The sequence below is a fragment of the Nocardia coubleae NBRC 108252 genome, from assembly GCF_001612805.1.
Classification (GTDB): Bacteria; Actinomycetota; Actinomycetes; order Mycobacteriales; family Mycobacteriaceae; genus Nocardia; species Nocardia coubleae.
In genome coordinates, this window is sequence record NZ_BDBD01000027.1 from 1 (window position 1) to 16,794 (window position 16,794).

Genomic DNA, 16,794 nt, shown 5'->3' on the forward strand with positions numbered 1-16,794 from the left:
CCCAATACCTCCATGGTGCACAAAACACCAAGGCAGTGCCGCGTCCCAACTAGCGCCCCCCGATCTCAGAACTCCCCTGCGACCCCGATCACCGTGCGACCGGAGTGCGTACCCTCCTTGATCGACTGCAGGACGTTACCCACTTCGCTGATCGGAGCAAACGACTCCAGCGATGAAAGATGCTGAGGCCGAAGCTCTTTACCGAGCGCTGCCCAAAGAGCCCGCCGCTTCTCGATAGGCAGGAACACCGAGTCGATACCCAGCAGACTCACCCCACGCAGGATGAACGGCAGCACCGTGGCGGGCAGGTCCGAGCCACCGGTGAGACCACTGGCCGCGACCGCGCCGCCATAACCGATGGAGCTCAGGACGAACGCGAGGGACTTGCCACCGACGCTGTCGACCGCACCTGCCCAGTTCGCCTTGTTCAGCGGCCGCGGCTTGGCCTCAGGATCGAGGGGAAGACGACCGATCACCTCGTTGGCGCCGAGTTCGGCAAGCAGATCGCCCGCATCGGTCTTGCCGGTGGAGGCGATCACCTCGAAGCCGAGGCCGGACAGAATGTCGATGGCGACGGTGCCGACGCCACCGGTGGCGCCGGTGACGAGCACCGCGCCGTCGTCCGGGGTGAGGCCGTGGTCGAGCAGGGCCTGCACGCTCATCGCGGCGGTGAAGCCCGCGGTGCCGATGGTCGCGGCGTCGCGGGTGTCGAGGCCGTCGAGCTTCACCACCCATTCGGCGGGCACCCTGGTGTATTCGGCGAAGCCGCCGTTGCGGGAGACGCCGAGGTCGTAGCCGTGCGCGATCACCTGGTCACCGACGGTGAAGTCCTCGGACTCCGAGGCGGTCACCTCGCCGGTGAGGTCGATGCCGGGGACGATCGGGTAGTTGCGGACGACCCCACCGCGCGGCGTGATCGCCAGCAGGTCTTTGTAGTTCGCACTCGAGTAGTGGATCTTGATCGTCACATCGCCGGTGCCGAGGAAGTCGTCCCCTACCTCCTCCCGACCGAGCACGATCCCACCATCCGACTCACGGGCCACCATCGCGGAGAAGTTCATGAGCCGAGCATACGAGTCACCGAGCCGCTCAGCGACGAATCGAATCCTCCGGCATGTGCTCACCCATCCCGACCTGGACGCGTGATCACCACGCGCTGGTGGCGTGAGCTTCTCGGCCGTTGCCGCCGGGAGAGCGTGGTGATCACTCGTCCAGTGGGAGGAGTTCCAGGCGGACGCCGAGGAGGCGGACGGGGCGGTCGAGCTCGAAGCGGTCGATGATCGCCAGGGCGGTGTCGGTGATGGTGGTGATGTCGTCGGTGGGGGAGGGGAGTTTCTGCTGCTTGCTGCGGGTGTAGAAGGTTTTGGTGCGGACGGTGACCGATACCCGCCTGCTGATCCGGCGGTATTCGCGCATTTCCTCGGCGACCTCGGTGGCGATGCGTGCGACCTCGCGCCGGATCTCGTCGGGGTCGGTGAGGTCGTGCGGGAAGGTCTCGGACTTACTGCGGCCGACCGGGATTCGCGGGGTGGTGGTCAGTTCGGTGTCGCCCTTGCCGTGGCCGAGGACCCACAGGTACGGGCCGGTGTTGGGGCCGAACTCGGCGGCGAGGCGTTGGCGGTCGGCGGCCATGAGGTCGGCGACGGTGGCGATGTCGAGTTCGGCCAGGCGTTTGGCGATGCGCGCCCCGACACCCCAGAGCGCATCGGTGGGGCGGTGGCCCATGAGTTCGGCCCAGTTGGCGGCGGTGAGCTGGAAAATACCCCCGGCGGCACCTGGGTCGTGTTCGGGTTCGGCGGACGTCTTGCCGGTGGATTTGGCGAAGCCGGTGGCCAATTTGGCGGTGAGCTTGTTGTCCCCGATGCCGACAGAGCAGGTCAGGTCTAGTTCGGTGACAGCACTCCGGATTTCGGCGGCGAGCTGCCAGGGGTCACCGTCGGTGGCGACGAAGGCCTCGTCCATGCCCCACACCTCCACCGCACCGGCCACCCGGGCGAGCGTGGCCATGATCTCCTCGGAGGCGGCCTCGTAGGTCGCCATGTCCAGCGGCAGGAACACGCCTTCGGGACATTTGCGCTGCGCGGCTTTCAGCGGCATCCCCGCGCGCACGCCGAAGGCCCTGGCCGGATAGGAAGCGCAGGTCACGACCTTGCGGGGCTGGGAAGGGTCGCCCTCACCGCCCACGATGACGGGCTGTCCGCGCAGCTCGGGACGGCGCCGGAATTCCACCGCCGCCTGGAACTGGTCGAGATCGACATGCAGGAGCCACTGGGGCACTGTTCCGTTCTATCGCATCACCGCCGCGAGGGAGCCCACCTCTTGCGCACGGCGCAAAACAGAACTAAATTCTGGTCATGAAGATCCGAGATCGGTTGCTGCTCGCCGCGGAGCGGCAGTTCGCCGAACACGGTGTCCTCGATGCCACGCTCAACGACATCCGCGCCGCCGCCGAAGCCAGCGTCGGCGCGCTCTACCACCACTTCCCCGACAAGGCCGACCTGTACCGGCAGGTTTGGGTCAACGCGCTCACCGACTATCAACAGCACTTCTACGACGCCGTCGCCGACTGTGCCGACGCCGGGACCGGCGTCGTCGCGGGCGTGCACGCGCATCTGCGCTGGGTGCAGGAAAACCAGTACCGCGCAACCGTTCTCACCGCCGCACGCCCCCCGGGTGTGCGCGAGAGCGAGCGCAATCTGGAGTTCTTCACCTCGGTCCGCCGCTGGTGGCGGACCCATGTCGCGTACGGCACGGTGCGCGACCTCGAACTCGACCTCGTCTACGCCCTGTGGCTCGGGGCGGCACAGGAATACAGCCGCCAATGGCTTGGTGGCAATATCCGTACCGCGCCAACCGATGTCGCTCCCGAACTCGCCGCAGCCGCCTGGGCGACCCTGCGGGTCGAGGGCGCCGAATAGTCACCGAGCACCGCCACTCGAAGAACGGAACACCCGATGCCGACCGAAGCCACCTCCCTCGACCTCGACCTGGCCCGGCAGGTACTCGCCGCGCAACCCTTCGCTCGTCTCGTCGGTACCGAACTGACCGAATTCGGCGACGGCGCAGCCACATTGGTGATCGAGATCCAGCCCGAGCACGGCCAGCAGTTCGGCTTCGTGCACGGTGGGGTGCTCGCCTACGCCGCCGACAACGCACTCACCTTCGCCGCCGGAACCGTACTCGGCCCCAATGTCCTCACCGGCGGCTTCACCATCACCTACCTGCGCCCGGCCAAGGGGGAGCGCCTGCGCGTGCACGCCACCGTGCTCGGCGCCACCCGCCGCCAGGCCGTCACGCACTGCGACGTCTACGCCGAGACCGAGGGCGAGGAGCCGATCCACTGCGCCGTGGCCCAGGGCACGACCCGCCGCGTCGAGAAGGACCTGACCCCCACGGCCGAAACGGACGAGGACACCGAATTCGAGGACGACGAGGACGAGTACGAGACCGACCAGCTCACCGTCGTCACCGCCGACATGGCCGAGCTACCGCCGACCGTCAGCCGGTAGCCCGGCGCACGAAAAGGGGGCCGTGCACGAATGCAGGGCCCCCTTTTTCGATCAGGCGCTGACGGCGAACGTACCGTCGGCGGCCGGTTCGGCGATGGGCTCGATGGCGTAGGCCAGGATGTCGGCCACGTCGGCGACGGGGCGCACGTCCAGGGCCTCGAGCACCTCGGCGGGCACCTCGTCCAGGTCCGGTTCGTTGCGAGCCGGGATGAAGACCGTCTTCAGGCCGGCTCGCTGCGCGGCGAGCAGCTTCTGCTTCACGCCGCCGATCGGCAGGACCCGGCCGTTGAGGGTGACCTCGCCGGTCATACCCACATCGGCACGCACCTGACGATCCAGCGCCAACGACACCAGGGCGGTGACCATGGTGACACCCGCCGACGGACCGTCCTTGGGGACCGCGCCCGCCGGGAAGTGGATGTGGATGTTGCGGTCGAGCACCTTCGGCTCGATCCCGATCTCCTCCAGGTGCGAACGCACGTAGGTGAGGGCGATCTGCGCCGACTCCTTCATCACGTCACCCAGCTGGCCGGTGAGGGTGAGCGAACGCTCGCCCTCGGCGGCATTGGCCTCGATGTAGAGGACATCGCCACCGGCGCCGGTCACCGCGAGGCCCGTCGCCACACCGGGGACGGCGGTGCGTTCCACCGAGTCCGGGGTGAAGCGGGGGCGGCCGAGGTAGTCGGTCAAGTTGTCCACATCGATCACCAGGCTCTGCACCTGGCCTGCCGGCTGCGGACCGGTGCTGATGTCGATGACATTGTCGTAGCCGAGTTCGGGGTCGTACCCGAGCGTCGCCTCGCCGCCCGTCGCAGCGCTGACCTGCGCCTTGTCCGTGGACGCTCCACTACTCGGCTCCGCATCACCGGTCACCAGGCGAGTTGCCGCCTTGCGCAAGGCTTTCGCGACCAAACGCTCCATCTGGCGAACCCCGGCCTCCCGGGTGTAGTTCGCCGCGACCTCCCGCAGCGCCGCTTCGGTGATCGAGACCTCCTGCGCCGTCAGCGCGTTGCGCTCCAACTGCCTCGGGACGAGGAAGTCGCGCGCGATGGCCACCTTGTCGGCCTCGGTGTAGCCGTCGACCGTGATGAGTTCCATGCGGTCGAGCAGCGGGCCGGGGATGGTGTCCATGACGTTGGCGGTCGCGATGAACAGCACGTTGGACAGGTCCAGGTCCAGGTCGAGGTAGTGATCGCGGAAGGTGTGGTTCTGCGCGGGGTCGAGCACCTCGAGCAGCGCCGCCGCCGGATCACCGCGGAAGTCGGAACCGACCTTGTCGATCTCGTCCAGCAGGACAACGGGATTCATCGACCCCGCCTCCTTCACCGCGCGCACGATGCGGCCCGGCATGGCACCGACGTAGGTGCGCCGGTGGCCACGGATCTCGGCCTCGTCGCGCACACCACCGAGAGCGACGCGAACGAACTTGCGGCCCAACGCCTTCGCGACCGACTCACCCAGCGAGGTCTTACCGACACCGGGCGGGCCGACAAGCACCATCACCGCACCCGAGCCGCGGCCGCCGACCACCTCGAGCCCACGCGACGCGCGACGCGAACGCACCGCGAGGTACTCGACCATGCGGTCCTTCACCTCGTCGAGCCCGTGGTGATCGGCGTCGAGGATGGCGCGGGCACCCGAAACATCGGTGTTGTCTTCCGTTTTCACCGTCCACGGGAGGTCGAGGACGGTGTCGAGCCAGGTGCGGATCCAGCCCGACTCGGGGCTCTGGTCGCTGGCGCGTTCCAGCCTGCCGACCTCGCGCAGCGCCTCGGCGCGCACGTTCTCGGGCAGGTCGGCGTTCTCCACGCGGGTGCGGTAGTCGTCGGCGCCGTCGGGTTCGTCCTCGCCGAGTTCCTTGCGAATGGCGTTGAGCTGCTGGCGAAGCAGGAATTCGCGCTGGCTCTTCTCCATTCCGTCGCGCACTTCTTCGCTGATCTTCTCGGTGACCTCGACCTCGGCGATATGCGCCTTGATCCACTCGATCTGCTTGGTCAGCCGCTGCGCGACATCGGGGGTCTCGAGCAGTTCGCGCTTCTGCTCGTTGGACAGGTAGGGCGCGTAACCGGCTGTGTCGGAGATGGTTTCGGGGTTGTCGAGCTGGTTGACGATGTCGATGATCTGCCAGGCCTCACGGCGCTGCAGGACGGCGATCACCAGCTTGCGGTACTCGGCGGCGAGTTCGGTGGTCCGCTCGTCGGGCGCGGGCGCCTCGACGGGTTCGGCCTCGACCCACAGCGCAGCACCCGGCCCGGTGACCCCGTGCCCGATCCGCGCCCGGCGCTCGGCCTTGAGCACGGCCGCGGGCGCGCCACCGCGCATCCGGCCGATCTGTTCGATGGTGGCGACCACGCCGTAAGAGGCGTAGCCCTCGTCCAGGCGCGGCGCCACGAGCACGGCGCCGGTCTTGCCTGCCTGCGCGGCGTCGATGGCGGCCTGCGCGGACTCGTCCAGTTCGATGGGCACGACCATGCCCGGCAGCACGATCGGATCGGTCAGGAACAGCACCGGCAGGTTCTGAGCTGTAGTCATATCGACCCTTCCAAAAGTTGAGCTTTGCTGACTCAACTACAGAAGATCGCACTTTGTTCCGACCCCGGCAACCGTTCACTCACGGCGAACGAAACGCCGAACGCCCCCGGCTCCCGAGGGGTAGGTGGGAGCCGAGGGCGTTCGTGCGTTGATGGTGTTTCGAGGGTTCTAGAGGTTGCGCCGGAGCCTTTCGGTCGGAGGATCAATGGTGCGGCCACGGCTGCTCAGCACACCGAGGACGATGCCCGCGATCACGAAGATCGCGCCGAGGATGCCGAGGATCACCGGCAGGGTCTTGCCGAAGAGGTCGAGCTTGTCGAGGCTCTCCTGGGTGACGGCGAGCTGGGCGTCGATGGTCTCCTCGTCGAAGACCAGGTGCGACTTCAGCACGGTGACGTCGACCTTGTCCGCGCTGCGGCCGTAGAACATGTGGATGCTCTCACCGCCCTTGAGAACGGCGCCGGTCCTCGGCTCCACCCACACGTCGCGGGTGTTGGTGTAGTAGCGGGTCATGGTGACCGGCTCGGTGCCCTCGAGGCCCCACTTGGCGGCGGGCAGGGCAAGCTGATACGAGGGGTGCTTGACGACGTCCCACATGTTCGTCACCGGGATGGTCTGCCGGAAGTGGTAAACCGGCACGCCCTTGATCTCCGACTCCTCGACGAAATCGATGTCGTAGGTGGCGCGGGCGTTGAGGTCGAAGTACGGGTACGACTTCTTCTCGGTGCCGATCGGGAAGCGGTACTGCAGGCCACGACGCTGCAACTCGGTGGGAATGTCGCCGCCCGACTTGGGGTCCTGAGCCACGGCGATCGACCCGTTGGGCGAGGCGTCGATCGGCTCGCCGGTGACGCGGTCGATGGTGACGCGGTCGACCGAGGCGGTGAGCAGGCCGGCTTGCGGATCGAGGTCGTCGCGACGCAGCGTCTGACCGGCCTGGACGGTCATCTGGTCGGCGTCCGAGGGCTCCTCGACCGTCAGGAAGCGCTGCGAGAAGAGCGGCACATTGGTGTGCACCGTCGCCGCACCCTCGGGCGAGGTGAGCGACTTCGCGTCGAGCACGAGGCTTTCCTCGCCGGGAACGCTCTTGGCGATGGTGGTGATCCGCAGGTCCAGTGGCGTCTTGGCCACCTTGCCGACGGTGTAGGTGGGAATCATGGCGGCGCACGCGAGCAGCAGCGCACCGAGACCGACGAGGATGCAGGCGATGATCCTGCGCACGTTGCTCATCGGCTGCCGTACGTGACGTTGCCGAGCAGCGACGAACCCGGGTCACCGGTCGTCTCCGGCTCGGGAATCGAATTCTGTTGCGCGCCAGCGGTGATGCCCAATACGGCAATCACCCCGAGGATCGCGCCGGCCAGCCCGCTGATCAGGCCGGGGACGGCAAACTTCATAGATCGAACTCCAATTGCGTTGTGCCGGTTCAGGCGACGGAGAAGAACCCGATGGTCGGGGCGAACGAGCAGGTCCGGTTACCGTCGGCGGTTTCGGTGGTGAGCGAGCCGGTGACGACCGCGACGACCCGTCCCGCGCCGGTGTCGGCGATGGCCGAGAGGGTGGCGGGGCCGTCGGGGTTGATGCCCGCCGCGTTGGTGAGCACCTGGGTGCCGGTGCGGCGGTTGTCCAGGTTGACCCACTGCACGGTCATCGGCGGGTTCTGCTCGACCGTGGGCGTTTTGGTGCCGAGCGCGGTGAACACGAAGCCGGTCTGGCCCGCACCCGGTCCGGGCGGGGGCAGTTCGGCCGGGCCCGGGACCGCGAGCGCGGTACCGACCGAGTCGGAGGTGGGGCCGATGCAGCCCTTGCCGATGGTCGGGTACAGGAACTGTGCGATGCGCGGGCCGTCCGCGGGCGGCAGCTCGGGGCCGCCACCGCCGCTGCCGTCGAGGAACTTGATGATCCGCTCGAGGGTCGACTTGACCTGCGCGGGGATGCCGGGGGTCGCCAGCAGCAGGCGCGCCTGGGCCAGGATCGCGGCCTGTCCGCCGTCGGCGATGAGGCCGGGGCCGGAGATGGCGCCTACGATCGTCGGTGCCAGCGCTGCCAGCGTCTCGGAGGGCACGTTCTCCGCGATGGCGGGAACGCTCTGCTGCGCCGCGTGCTGCGGTGCGGCCAGGGTTGGCGTGGGCGCCACGAGTACAGCACTCGCCGCTAGTACGAAAGCAGACACTGCGGTCCGCGATCCTCGGGTGCTCAGCACTGGTCGGCCGTCCTTCGTTCGGTGGATAAATGGAGCGACCCGGAATTCACAGGAATGTCTGTGTTATCCGGAGTTTCAGATACTTTGGAGAGGTGACTACAGCGGACAGACGGTATGGGGGTCGTACGGTCGTCGCGCGTAAAGCCGAGCGCCGACAGCGATTCCTGGAAGCAGCGACGCGAATCTTCGCCGAACGCGGGTACGCCACGTGCTCGCTTGCCGAGGTGTGCGCGGCCGCCGGGCTGTCCAAGCGGCAGTTCTACGAGGAGTTCGAGACCCGCGAAGACGTGCTGGTCGCGGCCTACGACCGCATCCAGGACGACGCCGCCGCGGCCGTCGCCGCCGCGCTCGCCGAACTCACCACGCCCACCGACCCCGAGCTCGCGCTGCACGCGGGGTTCCGCGCGTACCTCGAATCGCTCGGCTCGGACCCGTACCGGGCCCAGGTCGCGCTCATCGAGGTGGTCGGGGTGAGTGACCGGATGGAGAATCACCGCCGCTCGCGCAGGCACGCGTGGTCGGTGCTGATCGGTTCGGCACTGGTGGACATCGGCGTGCGCCTGCGTGGCGACGCCGAACTCACCACCGCCCTGCTCACGGGTGCGGTGACGGGAGTCGCGCACGAGTGGCTGTTGCGTGAGTCCCGGCCGCCGGTCAGCGAACTGGTGGATCTGCTGACCGGTGCCGCCTTGGCACTTGTCGATTTCGATTGATTCGCGCGCAGCCGACGAGAGGGTGGCAAATACGTGCGCCTGCCGCCTACTCAATCAACTCCCTTTCCGGACATTGTGAGACCGAACGGCTTCACAGTGTGGGACGAGAGTCTGGCACAGGAGTGACTCAGGTCGCAACGGCAGAATTTCTGAGACGGGTATCACCTGTGCGTTTGTAGATTGTCACTATCGCGAAATCGGCCATTCGAGGACGTCCGACAGGGCCTCAGGTTACTGGTCAGTCGCCCGATTAGGGGCGCGTTCGGCGGAGTTCGGGCAATTGAACAGCAACCTGTTCTACCTACTTCTTGTGCAGGGTGCCCGCGATGGAACCGCCGAACACTCCCGGCGTGCTGTATCGGAGGGTGCCGTCCGACTGGCGGGTGACGGTGGAGGTGTTGCCCTCGTCGACGCAGTCGCCGTGGGTATCGCCCGTGAGGCGGGCGCGGAAGACGAGGCGGTCGGCGGTCGCCTGGGTGAGCGTCTCGGCCCGTTCGCAGCGCGTCTGCGAGATCTGGCCGGTATTGGACGCCGTGGCCAGCTCCTGGCCGACCTCGCCCGGACCGATGGTCAGCACGATGTCGAAGGTGACGAGGCCGTCGGCGGCCTGGCCGGTCCAGGTGCCGATGAAGGAATCCGGGACGGTCGATACCGATTGGGTGCTGGTCTCGGTGCCGGTCGGGGGCATGCCCGGCGGAATCGTCAGCGTGGCGGTGCCCGATTGGTCGCCGAGCCGGATGCCGATCAGCGAGGCCATGACGGCGGCGACGACCGCTGTCACGGAGACGGCCGCGATCAGAAGAGTGCGGGTTCGGGCGCGATGAGGGGCGTTCCTCGGTGACGGGGCATGCCCATGCGGCGCCGAGGTGTGCCCGCCTGGTGGTCTGGTATGGCCGCCCGGTGGCGAGGTATGGCCGCCCGGTGGGAAGGTGTGCCCGCCCGGGGGCTGGGCGTGGACACCTGAGGGCGAGCCGTGGCCGCCCGGCGGCTGGGTGGGGCCGCCTTGTGTCGTTGTCCGCGCGACCGGGGGCGGGTACGACATGGTGTGCGGGCGGCCGGGCGGGGTGATGCCCGCGAGGGCAGTCGGGTCCGTGCGGTGGCTCGGGGGGACGGCCGTCGGGCGAGTGCCCGGGTCGGTGTCGAGGTCGAGCAGTCGCACCGCGCGCATACTCACGTCCTGCATGACCAGCGGTGGGAGCCAGCCTGCGCCGTCGGGGGTGCCGATCTTCCTCAACTCGGCAAGCGCCTGTTGTGGAGTCGGGCGGTCGGCGGGGTTCTTGGCCAGGCACGCCTCGATCAGCGGCCGGAAGTTCGGTGGCACGGCGTCGAGGCTCGGCTGCTCGTAGACGATGCGGTAGAGCAGTTGCACCATGTCGGCCGTGCCGAACGGGCCGTGCCCGCAGGCGGCGAAGGTCAGGACGCCGCCGAGGGCGAAGACGTCGCAGGCGGGACCGAGCGGTTCGCCGGTGATCTGTTCGGGACACATGAAACCCGGTGAGCCGATGACTCTTCCGGTGGTGGTGAGCGCCGTGTCCTCCGTGGCGCGGGCGATACCGAAGTCGATCACCTTGGGGCCGTCGACGGCGAGCAGCACGTTCGACGGTTTCAGGTCGCGATGCACGATGCCGACCGAATGCACCGCGACCAGCGCCTCGGCCAGGCCGTGCGCGAGGGCGAGCAGGGATCGCTCGGGGAAAGGGCCGTACTCGGTGACGGCGTCCGACAGGGAGATACCGGCCACGTAACCGGTTGCCAGCCACGGCGGGTGAGCGTCGACTTCGGCGTCGAGGACGGGTGCGGTGAAAGCGCCTGCCACGCGGCGGGCGGCCGCGACCTCCCGGCGGAACCTCGCGCGCAGTTCCGGATCGCCGAGCAGATCCGGCCGGATCACCTTCACCGCCACCGTGCGACCACCGGAATTACGGCCCAGATACACCTTGCCCATACCGCCCGCGCCGAGGACACCGAGTAGCCGGTAGTCCCCGATCCGGCGCGGGTCGTCGGCGTTCAACGGCTGCATCGCGTGAGGTCCCCTTCGAACGAACTACCTCGCGAGGTTATCCGGAATGCGGGCGCTCGGCGGGGCGGCGAGGGATCTCGGTGCGGGTGGTGATGCCGAGTTTGGCGAGGATATGTCGGACGTGCGTTTCGACGGTCCGCTCGGAAAGCACCAGGCGATGGGCGATCTCGCGGTTGGTCGCGCCCGCCGCGACGAGGTCGTGTACCTCCCGTTCGCGGGCGGTCAGGGGGTCGGCGGTGCGGGTAGCGGTGGTGATCGCGGCGAGCAGTTCGTCGGCTTGCCGCAGGCGGTGGGGCATGTGGAGACGGCGGAATGCGGTGGCGGCCTGTTCGGCGGCGGCGCGACCCGAGGAGAGGTCGGTGATGCGGTCCGCGCCGGGGCTGGTGTGGGCGGCACGCGGGCCGGCGGTCCGGCCACCACCGTTCAGGTCGGCGGAGGAGGCGGCGGTGGGATCGGCACGCAGGCCGGTGGCGCACCCGGCATGAGGGTCGGCGTCGTCGGGAACACTGGTGGCGGTGCGGGTGGCGCGGGCCAGGTGGGTGCGGGCCAGGCCGAGGTGGCCGAGGGCGATGAAGGGGTGGGCGCCGATTTCGGTGTCCATGGTGAGGCCGAGGCGGTAGAGGTCGATGGCGGCGTTCAGGTGGCCTGCCACTCTGGCGTTGTCGGCACGGACGCGGGCCAGGGAGCCGACGCAGATCAGGGCGCCCGTGCCGTCGGCGGCGTAGTTGTGCTCGCGGCCTGCCAGGACACGGTAGACCCGGTCGGCGGTGTCGGCGTCGCCGAGCAGTTCGGCTACCAGGCCGACCGAGTACACCGTTCCGTTCCAGCGTGGACCGATCTCGAGGGTGTCGGGGAGCGAGCGGAACGGTTCGAACAGGGCGCGTGCCTCGTCGAGGTCGCCTGCCAGGGCGTGCATCATCGGGGAGAACAGTTGTGCGATGGGTATTTTCGGGGCGAAGGCCAGCGCGGCGACGGCTTCGTTCATGGCGGTGCGGTCGACGTGGCCGACGATCACCGCGTGCATTCCCCGGAAGGCGTGGTGCAGCCCGGCGAGGGAATAGTCGCCGATGCCGAGGGCCAATTCATAGGCGGCGGCGTCGAATTCGAGCGCCGCGTCGAGTTCGCCGACCAGGGCCGCGCGGGTGGCGCGCAAGCGCAGCAGGTGCCAGCGGGCCACCGGTAGTTTGCGGCGGTCGGCCAGGAGTTCGATGTGGTCGAGGGCATTGTCGAAGGCGGGGAGGTCACCGCGTTGCAGGGCGGCGTCGGCTGTCCACACATATCCCCAGAGTTGTGCCAGTGGTTGTTCGGCATCGACGGCGATCTCGATCGCGCGCGCGGCCAGTGCCGTTCTCTCGTCGAGGTATTCGGTGGTGGCCAGCGAGAGGTGGCGAGCATGGATGACATCGAGCGCGACATCGGGATCGGTGGAACCCTCGGCGGCGCGCATCGCCTGCTCCGACAGACGTCTGGCCTCGGCACCCGCACCGCGATCGGCTGCCGACAGGGCCCGTTGGGCAAGAATCCGGGCGATCAGGTCGGCGTGCTCGGCGGGATCCAACTGCTGTAAAGCTCTGCTACACAGGTGATCCAGCTGTGTCATGACGGTCGGCGTCGTGACGCCGTGGACGACGAGACCCGCTTCGGCGAGCAGATCGGGGCGGCCCACCTGCTCGGCCAGGTCGCTCGCCCGCACGCAATGCTCGAGGCTGTCGGCAATCCGTCCGTCCGCGAACTCATCGCGCGCGAGGTCGATCAGCAACTCGGCCCGCTCCTCGGCAGCCGACCCCGCCGCGTCGATGGCCCACTGCCCGAACCGAATCGCCTCCGCATATGCTGCCGCCGCACGAGCGGACCGCGCCGCCACCCGCGACCAGTACAGGCACGACGAAGACTCCCCGCACCCACTCGCCTGCCGCCAATGCGTCGCGATCAGTCCCGCAAGCCCGTCCCCGCAGCTCTCGGCCAAGGTGACCGCCGCCGCCCGATGCAGCACCGCCCGGCGCGACGGCGTCAGATCGGCATACACCGCATCCCGGATCAACGCGTGCGCGAACCCGTTCGCCCCCTCGGCGAAACGGCGCACGATTCCCGCCGCCGTCGCCGCGTCGAGCGCCCGAAGCACCCGCTCCCGCGCGCCCTCCACCTCCGGTTGGTTTCGACCACCAGCAGCACCGCGATTCGTGCGCAGGCCGGCAGACAGGGCGTCCTGTTCGACGCTCGTGCCCTGATCCAGCCGGTCTCGCGGTGCCGACTGCGTGCAAATCGACTCGTACACGCGGACAAGGAGCTCCACGTCTATCCGTTCACCGAGGACGGCCGCGGTGCCGAGGATGTCGATCTGTTCGGGGGAGAGGTGGTCGAGGCGGGTGAGGACGAGGCGGCGGAAGCCGGGGACCTCGATCAAGGGGTCGCCGGAGCGGGCGGGGTCGGAGTCGATGACCAGGCGGACCAGGAGAGGGTTTCCGTCGGTGCGGGCGTGGACGCGGGGTGCGTATTCCGCAGGGAGGTGGTGGCATTCGAGCCAGTAGCGGACCTCGGGCTCGGAAAGGGCTGGGACGGGGAGGAAGTGGGCGTGCGGGAGGCGTAGCCAGTCGGGCTGGACGGCGAGGAGGTTGTCGCCCGCGGGTTCGCGGGCGGTGGCGACGATGAGCAGTCCGGTGCGCTCGGTCTGGGCGGCGACGTGGCCGAGCAGGGCGAGCGAGGTGGGGTCGGCCCAGTGCAGGTCCTCGAGGATCAGCAGCCGACCGGGGCCCGAGGACGCGGCGGTGAGGACGTCGGCGACCTCGGCGAACATCCGGAACCGGCGTTCGGCCGCGGCGCCCGGCTCGGCGACCGTGTCCAGCGCGGCGGCCAGACCGGGCACGGAACGGGCCGCGCGCCGCCACAACCACAACGGCGGCATACCCGCGTCGTCGACGGCATTGCCGCGCGCCACCGGCATATCCACTTCCGCGGCGAGCTCGGCCGCCCGGTCGGCCAGCCACGATTTGCCGATCCCGGCGGGCCCGCTCACCAGCACGAAACGACCCGAACCCGACTGCGCGGCCAGCACCGCGGCCCGCAACCGGGCGAGCTCCTCGTGCCGCCCGACGACCGGAGTCTGCATCGTCCCAGTATCCGCGCATCGGGCGAAGTTCAGTACCGCGAATACGTACCGGCACTGATCCGCGCGAGCCCGCCCGCGGCGATCCTGAGATCACCACGTCATCGCAGGTCAGGAGCACATCATGTACGCACACCTCGTCTGGTTCGACCGCCCGCGCGGCGCCGCCGAACTGGCGGCCGCCGACTTCGCCGCCACCCACCGCATCCAGCCCGCCGTCGCCACCGTGCCCGGCCTGCTCGACTTCTACGAATTGCGCCGCGACGACGGATCGGGGCTGGTGATCGGCATCGCCGAAACCGAGGCCGCCATCCACGCCGTGCGCGCGGCCATCCTCGCCACCGACCTGCTGCCGGGTGAGGATCCGGCCCTGCTGCCCGGCCCCGACCGGGTGGAGATCTACCCGGTCCACGTGCACCGCGACCGGGCGACCATCTACGCCGAAGGAGCACGGTCATGAACCCGATCATGACGGCCACCGACTGGGTGGCCGATACCGAACACAGCACCGCCGCCTTCCAAGTGGGCCATTTCGGCCGCCACGTCCGTGGCGAGGCGCCGGTGATGGCAGGCCTGCTCACGCTGGCGCCGGACGGCCGACCGGTCAGCGCCACCGGCGTGATCGACCTCGCCGCGATCGACACCGGCCACGCCCGGCGCGACCGCGACCTGCGCAAACCACGCCTGCTCGACCTGGACCGTCATCCACGGATGACATTCACCGCCGAGGACATCACCGCCGAGGACGGCCGGTGGCGCGTCGCCGGGGTCGCCTCGGCGCGCGGACGGACCGTGCCGCTGATCTTCACCGTCGACGCCTTCGACGTCACCGACACGACTGTCACCGTCACCGCCTCGACGGTCCTCGACCGCACCCAGCTCGGTCTGCGCGCACCGTCGCTGCTGATCGGGCGGTGGATCGACATCACCGTCCGGGTGGTGTTGCGCCCCGCGCTACAGGTCGGCTAGGGCGAGACCGGTGAGCGGGTTACCGATACGGACCAGTTCGGTGTCGGTGCCCGCGCTCAGGTCGACCAGGCGGATCGAGCCGCCGAGGTCGCTCACATAGAAGTGGGCGTCGAACCCGGCCAACCCGATGGCCTCGCGATACCCGCGCGACAAGATCTTCGGCCGGCCCACGTCGGGTTGGACGGCAGCCTCGTTGAGCGAGTTGCCGTCGGGTTCGGCGCCGCGATCGGTCCACATCAGCGTGTGGGTGCCGCGCAGTTCCAGATCGATCGGCTCCGGCAATCCCGCCCACAGCATCTCGATATCGGTGCGGGCGGCCGGGTCCATGCCGGCGGGCAGGTCGATCGGGGCGCGAAAGATCCGGCCCTCGCCCGCGTCGGGAGAGCCTTTCTGCGACCAGTAGACGAGGCGGCGATCGGTGTCGAGACAAATACCTACGCACCAATTGGTCTGCAGCTGTGCGTCATTGCCCGCGACGACGAGTGGTCGCAGGTCGTCACCGTTCAGGTCGCAGGTGAGTACCGACATGCCTTCGCGGTCACACCAATACAACCGGCCCGCTTCGAAATCGGCGGTGAGCTGTTTGCCCGTGGTGAACGACCCGGGCGCGAGGACGGTCGTGCGATTGCCGCCGTCGAGGTCGACCCGTTCGAGAGAACCGTTGCGGGAGAAGAACTCCGGTTCGATCCCCGGCCGACCGCCGGGATCGGGGCGGCCCATGTTGGTCCAGTAGATGTGGCCGCGCAGCTGGTCGACGACGATGCCGTCCGGTGTCTGATCGAGCCCGCTTACCAGCGTGCGGACCTCGCTGCCGTCGAGTGAGACGGCGAGGATCGCACCGGCGGCGAGATCGAGGGCCAGCAACTCGGTCACCGCTCAGCCCTGCTTCGGGTAGTCGTCGTAGAAACCCGCCCCGGATTTCACGCCGAGCTTGCCCGCGTCGACATACTTGCGCAGCACCGTGATCGGGCCCTCGGGCAGATTCGGGTTCTCCTTCTGATAATGCTCCTCGATATCGAGCACCACATCGAGTCCGACCTGATCCATCATCCGGAACGGTCCCGCCTTGGTCCCGAAATTCAGGACGAACATCTGATCGATGTCCTCGGGCACCGAGACGCCCTCGGCGACCACCTCGAGTGCTTCGCGTTTGATCGCGGCCCAGATGCGATTGAAGATGAAACCGGTGCTCTCCTTGCGGCACAGGAACGGGTGCAGACCGTATTCGGGGAAAGTGCGCAGCACGAAATCGAGCACCTCTTGCGAGGTGTGCCCGTTCGACATCACATCGAGCGCCGTGGACGCGGGCGGCATGTAGAAGTGCGTGTTCAGCATGCGGTCGCGGGTCTCGCAGTCCTCGGTGAACAACCGGCTGGCGTACGACGACGAGTTCGAGGCGACGATCGCGTCGGCGTCGGCCTGCGTGTCGAGCTGGGCGAACACCTTCTTCTTCAGGTCGAGGATCTCGGGCACGGCCTCGACGACCAGCCAGGCGCCGCGCACCGCACTCGCCTGGTCCTGGATGAACTCCACCGAACCCGGCGACCCGCTCGGCACCGACGCGGCGACGGTGGGCAATTGTTCGCGCACGTAATCCACCGCCTCGGCACCGGCCTGCGCGGTCGGGTCGACGATGTGGACCTTGCCGCCCCGGGTGGCGAACATCAGGGCGATCCGCCTGCCGAGCGTGCCCGCGCCGATCACGGCGACCGGACGATTCAGATGATCCTGCGGAACACTCACGG

The 16,794-nt window shown here is 68.6% G+C and carries 14 protein-coding genes and 1 pseudogene; 5 read left to right on the forward strand and 10 right to left on the reverse strand.

The features are described 5' to 3' along the window. Nucleotides 1–65: 65 nt before the first annotated feature. Nucleotides 66–1,061 (reverse strand): acrylyl-CoA reductase family protein, encoded by a 996-nt coding sequence (locus NCO8_RS27495; protein ID WP_067643895.1) that lies wholly within the window; start codon nucleotides 1,059–1,061, stop codon nucleotides 66–68. Between the two features lie 142 nt (nucleotides 1,062–1,203). Further along, entirely contained in the window at nucleotides 1,204–2,277 is a 1,074-nt protein-coding gene (locus NCO8_RS27500) for a DNA polymerase IV (protein ID WP_067643898.1), read from the reverse strand. 77 nt (nucleotides 2,278–2,354) lie between these two features. On the opposite strand from NCO8_RS27500, the gene NCO8_RS27505 reads away from it, so the two are divergent. Next, nucleotides 2,355–2,918 (forward strand): TetR/AcrR family transcriptional regulator, encoded by a 564-nt coding sequence (locus tag NCO8_RS27505; protein ID WP_067643901.1) that lies wholly within the window; start codon nucleotides 2,355–2,357, stop codon nucleotides 2,916–2,918. Nucleotides 2,919–2,954: 36 nt separating this feature from the next. Beyond that, nucleotides 2,955–3,383 (forward strand): annotated as a pseudogene (locus tag NCO8_RS27510) (PaaI family thioesterase); the annotation flags it as partial. Nucleotides 3,384–3,560: 177 nt separating this feature from the next. Here the strand turns inward: NCO8_RS27510 and lon are convergent. From lon to NCO8_RS27525, 4 genes are all read right to left on the reverse strand, one after another. After that, nucleotides 3,561–6,041: an endopeptidase La gene (gene lon / locus NCO8_RS27515; RefSeq protein ID WP_067643907.1), complete on the reverse strand. Its 2,481-nt coding sequence runs from the start codon at nucleotides 6,039–6,041 to the stop codon at nucleotides 3,561–3,563. Nucleotides 6,042–6,209: 168 nt separating this feature from the next. Next, nucleotides 6,210–7,271: a cell envelope lipid trafficking protein PgfA gene (gene pgfA, locus NCO8_RS27520; RefSeq protein WP_067643910.1), complete on the reverse strand. Its 1,062-nt coding sequence runs from the start codon at nucleotides 7,269–7,271 to the stop codon at nucleotides 6,210–6,212. Beyond that, nucleotides 7,268–7,438, reverse strand: coding sequence for a DUF2613 domain-containing protein (locus NCO8_RS30915; RefSeq protein WP_084457534.1), 171 nt, complete (start codon nucleotides 7,436–7,438; stop codon nucleotides 7,268–7,270). The genes pgfA and NCO8_RS30915 overlap by 4 nt, the downstream gene beginning before the upstream one ends. 29 nt (nucleotides 7,439–7,467) lie before the next feature. Then, on the reverse strand, nucleotides 7,468–8,244 hold the full coding sequence (locus NCO8_RS27525; RefSeq protein ID WP_067497329.1) for an Rv1157c family protein: 777 nt from the start codon (nucleotides 8,242–8,244) through the stop codon (nucleotides 7,468–7,470). A 92-nt stretch (nucleotides 8,245–8,336) separates the two neighbouring features. Between NCO8_RS27525 and NCO8_RS27530 the strand changes: the two genes are divergently transcribed. After that, entirely contained in the window at nucleotides 8,337–8,957 is a 621-nt protein-coding gene (locus NCO8_RS27530) for a TetR/AcrR family transcriptional regulator (protein WP_067643913.1), read from the forward strand. A 301-nt stretch (nucleotides 8,958–9,258) separates the two neighbouring features. Here the strand turns inward: NCO8_RS27530 and NCO8_RS27535 are convergent, their stop codons facing one another. Together NCO8_RS27535 and NCO8_RS32810 are read right to left on the reverse strand one after the other, a co-directional pair. Next, nucleotides 9,259–10,977, reverse strand: a complete 1,719-nt coding sequence (locus NCO8_RS27535) for a serine/threonine-protein kinase (protein WP_067643916.1) — start codon at nucleotides 10,975–10,977, stop codon at nucleotides 9,259–9,261. A gap of 37 nt (nucleotides 10,978–11,014) precedes the next feature. Further along, on the reverse strand, nucleotides 11,015–14,083 hold the full coding sequence (locus NCO8_RS32810) for a helix-turn-helix transcriptional regulator (protein ID WP_067643919.1): 3,069 nt from the start codon (nucleotides 14,081–14,083) through the stop codon (nucleotides 11,015–11,017). Between the two features lie 121 nt (nucleotides 14,084–14,204). Between NCO8_RS32810 and NCO8_RS27545 the strand changes: the two genes are divergently transcribed. Further along, nucleotides 14,205–14,540 carry a hypothetical protein gene (locus NCO8_RS27545; protein WP_067643921.1) on the forward strand — a complete coding sequence of 112 codons (336 nt, stop codon included), beginning with the start codon at nucleotides 14,205–14,207 and terminating at the stop codon, nucleotides 14,538–14,540. Then, nucleotides 14,537–15,049: a YceI family protein gene (locus tag NCO8_RS27550; RefSeq protein ID WP_067643924.1), complete on the forward strand. Its 513-nt coding sequence runs from the start codon at nucleotides 14,537–14,539 to the stop codon at nucleotides 15,047–15,049. The genes NCO8_RS27545 and NCO8_RS27550 overlap by 4 nt, the downstream gene beginning before the upstream one ends. Here NCO8_RS27550 and NCO8_RS27555 read toward each other — a convergent pair. Together NCO8_RS27555 and NCO8_RS27560 are read right to left on the reverse strand one after the other, a co-directional pair. Then, on the reverse strand, nucleotides 15,035–15,922 hold the full coding sequence (locus NCO8_RS27555) for a hypothetical protein (protein ID WP_067643927.1): 888 nt from the start codon (nucleotides 15,920–15,922) through the stop codon (nucleotides 15,035–15,037). The two genes, NCO8_RS27550 and NCO8_RS27555, sit on opposite strands and share 15 nt — an antisense overlap. Before the next feature lie 3 nt (nucleotides 15,923–15,925). Continuing rightward, nucleotides 15,926–16,792, reverse strand: a complete 867-nt coding sequence (locus NCO8_RS27560; RefSeq protein ID WP_067643930.1) for a 3-hydroxyacyl-CoA dehydrogenase family protein — start codon at nucleotides 16,790–16,792, stop codon at nucleotides 15,926–15,928. Nucleotides 16,793–16,794: the final 2 nt, after the last annotated feature.

Excerpts from the sequence above, each read along its gene's own strand:
- NCO8_RS27495 (WP_067643895.1), bottom strand. The coding sequence starts at position 1,061 with ATGAACTTCTCCGCGATGGTGGCCCGTGAGTCGGATGGTGGGATCGTG.
- NCO8_RS27505 (WP_067643901.1), top strand. The coding sequence starts at position 2,355 with ATGAAGATCCGAGATCGGTTGCTGCTCGCCGCGGAGCGGCAGTTCGCC.
- lon (WP_067643907.1), bottom strand. The coding sequence starts at position 6,041 with ATGACTACAGCTCAGAACCTGCCGGTGCTGTTCCTGACCGATCCGATC.
- pgfA (WP_067643910.1), bottom strand. The coding sequence starts at position 7,271 with ATGAGCAACGTGCGCAGGATCATCGCCTGCATCCTCGTCGGTCTCGGT.
- NCO8_RS30915 (WP_084457534.1), bottom strand. The coding sequence starts at position 7,438 with ATGAAGTTTGCCGTCCCCGGCCTGATCAGCGGGCTGGCCGGCGCGATC.
- NCO8_RS27535 (WP_067643916.1), bottom strand. The coding sequence starts at position 10,977 with ATGCAGCCGTTGAACGCCGACGACCCGCGCCGGATCGGGGACTACCGG.
- NCO8_RS32810 (WP_067643919.1), bottom strand. The coding sequence starts at position 14,083 with ATGCAGACTCCGGTCGTCGGGCGGCACGAGGAGCTCGCCCGGTTGCGG.
- NCO8_RS27545 (WP_067643921.1), top strand. The coding sequence starts at position 14,205 with ATGTACGCACACCTCGTCTGGTTCGACCGCCCGCGCGGCGCCGCCGAA.
- NCO8_RS27550 (WP_067643924.1), top strand. The coding sequence starts at position 14,537 with ATGAACCCGATCATGACGGCCACCGACTGGGTGGCCGATACCGAACAC.